We start from the raw sequence: 222 nt of genomic DNA, 5'->3' as shown, positions 1-222 counted from the left end.
ACGCCGCCCGGCGCAATGTCCGCCGTCGGCGCAAGGCCGGCGAAGTGGGCTGGATCTACACCTTCTTCTGGTACCTCTACCACGTGATGACCTTCTGGACCCTGCCCAACCGGATGGTGGAGTGGGAGAACCGCAAGCTCCAGCGATTGCTGAACCGGTCCCTGCCTCCGGCGATGGAGGCTTGGTCCCAACCCTTGCCTGAAGATCAAAGGGCCCGGCCCA

Annotated in this window: 1 pseudogene; it reads left to right on the top strand. The window is 64.4% G+C overall.

The features are described from left to right. Positions 1 to 222 (top strand): annotated as a pseudogene (locus EZI54_RS24795) (hypothetical protein); the annotation flags it as partial.

It is taken from the genome of Marinobacter halodurans, assembly GCF_004327985.1.
GTDB lineage: Bacteria > Pseudomonadota > Gammaproteobacteria > Pseudomonadales > Oleiphilaceae > Marinobacter_A > Marinobacter_A halodurans.
This window is presented reverse-complemented; position numbering and strand designations above follow the sequence as displayed.